The sequence below is a fragment of the Pseudomonadota bacterium genome (assembly GCA_039815145.1).
Taxonomy (GTDB): Bacteria; Pseudomonadota; Gammaproteobacteria; order Steroidobacterales; family JBCBZW01; genus JBCBZW01.
Genome location: JBCBZW010000237.1, coordinates 1 through 4135, shown reverse-complemented (window position 1 = coordinate 4135; position 4135 = coordinate 1). Strand labels below are relative to the sequence as shown.

General features: G+C 66.8%; 4 protein-coding genes. All 4 read left to right on the top strand.

Going from position 1 to position 4135, the window contains the following annotated elements:
• Positions 1-575: phosphoglycerate kinase (pgk, locus tag AAF184_25005; GenBank protein MEO0425617.1), on the top strand; the 575-nt coding region annotated here is incomplete at its 5' end.
• Between the two features lie 6 nt (positions 576-581).
• Complete coding sequence (gene pyk, locus AAF184_25000) at positions 582-2063, top strand: pyruvate kinase (protein ID MEO0425616.1); 1482 nt, start codon at positions 582-584, stop codon at positions 2061-2063.
• Positions 2060-2914 carry a MoxR family ATPase gene (locus tag AAF184_24995; protein ID MEO0425615.1) on the top strand — a complete coding sequence of 285 codons (855 nt, stop codon included), beginning with the start codon at positions 2060-2062 and terminating at the stop codon, positions 2912-2914. The genes pyk and AAF184_24995 overlap by 4 nt, the downstream gene beginning before the upstream one ends.
• Before the next feature lie 27 nt (positions 2915-2941).
• Positions 2942-4135 (top strand): VWA domain-containing protein (locus AAF184_24990; protein MEO0425614.1); only part of this gene is annotated, 1194 nt, incomplete at its 3' end.

Genomic DNA, 4135 nt, shown 5'->3' with positions numbered 1-4135 from the left:
TCCTCGAGTCCCTGCTCGATCGGGTGGATCAGCTGATCGTCGGCGGCGGCATCGCCAATACTTTCATCGCCGCGGCGGGCCACAACGTCGGCAAGTCGCTCTACGAACCGGATCTCCTGGACACGGCGCGCGCGCTGGTGCAGCGCGCAGCGGACGAGGGCCGCAGCATCCCGCTACCGACGGACGTGGTGGTGGCCGCGGAGTTTGCAGACGATGCCAGCCCGAGGATTTGTGCCGTCGACGATGTGCGCGAGGACGAGATGATCCTCGATGTGGGGCCCGAGACGGCGCAAGCATTTGCACGTGTCGCCCTGGCGGCAGGTACCATCGTCTGGAACGGCCCGGTGGGTGTGTTCGAGTTCGACCGCTTCGGCGAGGGCACCCGTGCCCTGGCCACGGCGGTGGCCAAGAGCTCGGCCTTTTCCATCGCCGGCGGCGGCGACACGGTGGCCGCCGCGGAGAAGTACGGCGTGCTCGATCGCCTCTCCTACGTCTCGACCGGCGGCGGTGCGTTCCTCGAATTCCTCGAGGGTCGCGAGCTGCCCGGCGTCAAAGTACTGCAGCGGAGCGAATAAGCTGTGATCGACCCCATTCAGGCGCCGGCCCGACGCCGGCGCACCAAGATCGTTGCGACCTTGGGCCCTGCATCCTCCACCCCCGAGTCCCTGCGCAAGCTCATCGAGGCGGGCGCGGACGTGTTCCGGGTGAACTTCTCCCACGGCACGGCCGAGCAGCAGGGCGCCCTGGTGGAGGCAGCGCGCCAGGCCGCCCGCGAGGCCAATCGCGAGGTGGCGATCCTCGGCGATCTGCAAGGACCTAAGATCCGCATTGACAAGTTTCGCGATGGACCTGTGATGCTCGAGGACGGCGCACGCTTCACCCTCGACGTGGGCCTCGATGCCAATGCCGGGACGGTCGACTCCGTGGGCGTCACCTACAAGCAACTCCCGGGCGATGTACGCCCCGGCGACGTGTTGCTGCTGGCGGATGGGCAGATCGTCCTCGACGTGGAGGCGGTGGAGCGCGAGCGCATCATCTGCCGGGTGGCCACGGGCGGTGAGCTCTCGGACAACAAGGGCATCAACCGCCAGGGTGGTGGCCTCTCCGCCGAGGCGCTCACGCAGAAAGACCTCGACGACATCAAGACCGCCGCCAAGCTGGAGATGGACTACCTGGCCGTCTCCTTCCCGCGCGAAGGGCGGGACATGGACTACGCCCGTGGCCTGCTCGAGGAGGCCGGCGGCAAGGCCCTGATGGTGGCCAAGGTGGAGCGCGCCGAAGCGATCACCAACCTGCGCGATATCGTGGAGGCGAGCGATGTGATCATGATCGCCCGTGGCGACCTCGGCGTGGAGATCGGCTTCGCCGAGCTGCCGGCGCTGCAGAAGGAGATCATCAAGACCGCGCGCGAGATGCACAAGGTCACGATCACCGCCACGCAGATGATGGAGTCGATGATCTCCAACCCCATCCCGACCCGTGCGGAAGTCTCCGACGTGGCTAACGCGGTGATTGACGGCACGGATGCGGTAATGCTGAGCGCCGAGAGCGCCGTCGGCCGCTATCCGACGGAGGCAGTGGCTGCCATGGCCAAGGCCTGCCAGAGCGCCGAGCGTGTGCGCACCACGATGGTGTCCGGCCACCGCCTCGACGCCAAGTTTGCGTACGTGGACGAGGCCATCGCCATGGCCACCATGTACGTGGCCAACCACCTCGACGTGGCCGCCATCGTCGCCCTGACCGAGTCCGGCTCCACGGCGCGCTGGTTGTCGCGGATCAGCTCCGGCATCCCGATCTTCGCCTTCACCCGCCACGAGCGCACGCGCCGTCGCGTGAAGATCTACCGCGGCGTCTACCCCGTGGCCTTCGACATCACCCACACCACGCCCGCCGAGTCCAACCGCGCCGTCGCCGAGACCCTGCTCAGTCACGGCATCGTGAAGGAAGGCGATCACATCATCCTCACGGGCGGTGACTTCTCCGGCGTCTCCGGCTGCACCAACAACCTGCGCATCGTGAAGGTGTCGAGCGGCGACCTGCAGCCGACGGGCAAGATCGGATGAGCGACGGCCGCTTCGAGGGCAGCCAGCGCTACGTCGCGACGGAGGACCTCGCCCTCGCCGTCAACGCGGCGCTCACCTTGGAGCGCCCGCTGCTCTTGAAGGGCGAGCCGGGCACGGGTAAGACCCAACTCGCCCAGGAAGTGGCGGCCTCCCTGGGGGCGCCGTTGATCGAGTGGCACATCAAGTCCACCACGCGCGCCGTGCAGGGCTTGTACGAGTACGACGCCGTCGCCCGCCTGCGCGACTCCCAGCTCGGCGATCCACGCGTCGAGGACATCGCCAACTACATCAACCGCGGCAAGCTCTGGCAGGCCTTCGACGCCGACCAGCGCCCGGTGCTGCTGATCGATGAGATCGACAAGGCCGACATCGAGTTCCCCAACGATCTCCTGCAAGAGCTCGATCGCATGGAGTTCTTCGTCTACGAGACGCGGGAGCTGGTGAAGGCCAAGCAGCGCCCGGTGATCATCATCACCAGCAACAACGAGAAGGAGTTGCCCGACGCGTTCCTGCGACGCTGCTTCTTCCACTACATCCGCTTCCCGGACCAGGAGACGATGAAGCAGATCGTCGAGGTGCACCACCCGGCGCTGAAGCCCGAGTTGCTTCGGGCCGCGCTGGAGGCCTTCTTCGACCTGCGCGACGTGCCGGGCCTGCGCAAGAAGCCCTCCACGTCCGAGCTCCTCGATTGGATCAAGCTGCTGGTGGCCGAGGACATCCCACCCGAAGTGCTGCGCAGCGAAGACAAGCGTAAGGCGCTGCCGCCGCTCTACGGTGCGTTGCTCAAGAACGAGCAGGACCTGCACCTGTTCGAGCAACTGGTCTTCCTCGACCGCCGCCGCGGCGGATAAGCGGCCTATTCCGGGAGCTCGCCCGCCGTGCTCGTCGACTTTCTCTTTCACCTGCGACGCAGTGGCCTCAAGGTCACCACCACCGAGTTCCTCACCCTGCTGGAGGTGATGAAGTCGCACCTGCCCGAGTTCAGCATCGAGCGCTTCCACGGCCTCGCCCGCACGTGCCTGATCAAGGACGAGTCGCTCTACGATCGCTTCGACCGCGCCTTCTCCGCGTACCTCGCGGGCGTTGAGGTGACCTTCGAGGGGTGGGGTGAGTCCCTGCCCGAGGATTGGCTGCGCCAGCAGGCGGAGCTGTACCTGAGCGATGAGGATCGCGAGCAGCTGGCCAAGAACGCCCAGAGCTGGGAACAGCTGCTCGAGACCTTACGGCAGCGTTTGGAGGAGCAGGAGGATCGTCACGAGGGCGGCTCGAAGTGGGTCGGCACGGCCGGCACCTCGCCCTACGGGGCCTACGGTGATCACCCCCAGGGGATACGCATCGGCCAGCGTGAAGGGCGTCGGCGCAGTGCCGTGAAGGTGTGGGACCAGCGGGAGTTTCGCGATCTCGATGGGTCGCGTGAGCTGGGTACGCGCAACTTCAAGATCGCCCTGCGACGCTTGCGGCGCTTCGCCCGCGAGGGGGCGGCGACGGAGCTGGACCTCGACGCCACGATCCGCGACACCGCCCGCGACGGCGGCCTGCTCAACGTGCGCGAGCGACCCGAGCGACGCAACGTCGTGAAGCTGCTGCTGTTCCTGGACGTCGGCGGGTCAATGGATCCCTTCGCTCGGGTGTGCGAGGAGCTGTTCTCGGCGGCGCGGGCGGAGTTCGGACAGCTGGAGTACTTCTACTTCCATAACTGCGTGTACGAGCGGGTGTGGCGGCAGAATCGGCGGCGCCAGTCGCTGAGCACCCCGTTACCTGAGGTGCTGCGCACCTATCGCTCGGACTATCGTGTGTTGTTCGTGGGGGATGCGTCGATGAGTCCCTACGAGCTCACGCACATCGGCGGCAGCGTGGAGCACTGGAACGAGGCGCCGGGAGCGGCGTACCTGGAGCAGATTGCGGAGCACTTCCCAAGGGTGGCGTGGTTGAACCCGTTGCCGCGGGAGGAGTGGGGTTATACGCAGTCGGTGCAGATCGTGTCGCGGCTCATGGGGGAGCGGATGTATCCCCTGACGCTGGATGGCTTGGATGGGGCTGTGCGGTCTCTGCGAGGCGCGGGCGGCGTCCGT

Coding starts and splice junctions, on each gene's coding strand:
- AAF184_24995 (MEO0425615.1), top strand. CDS start 2,060: ATGAGCGACGGCCGCTTCGAGGGCAGCCAGCGCTACGTCGCGACGGAG.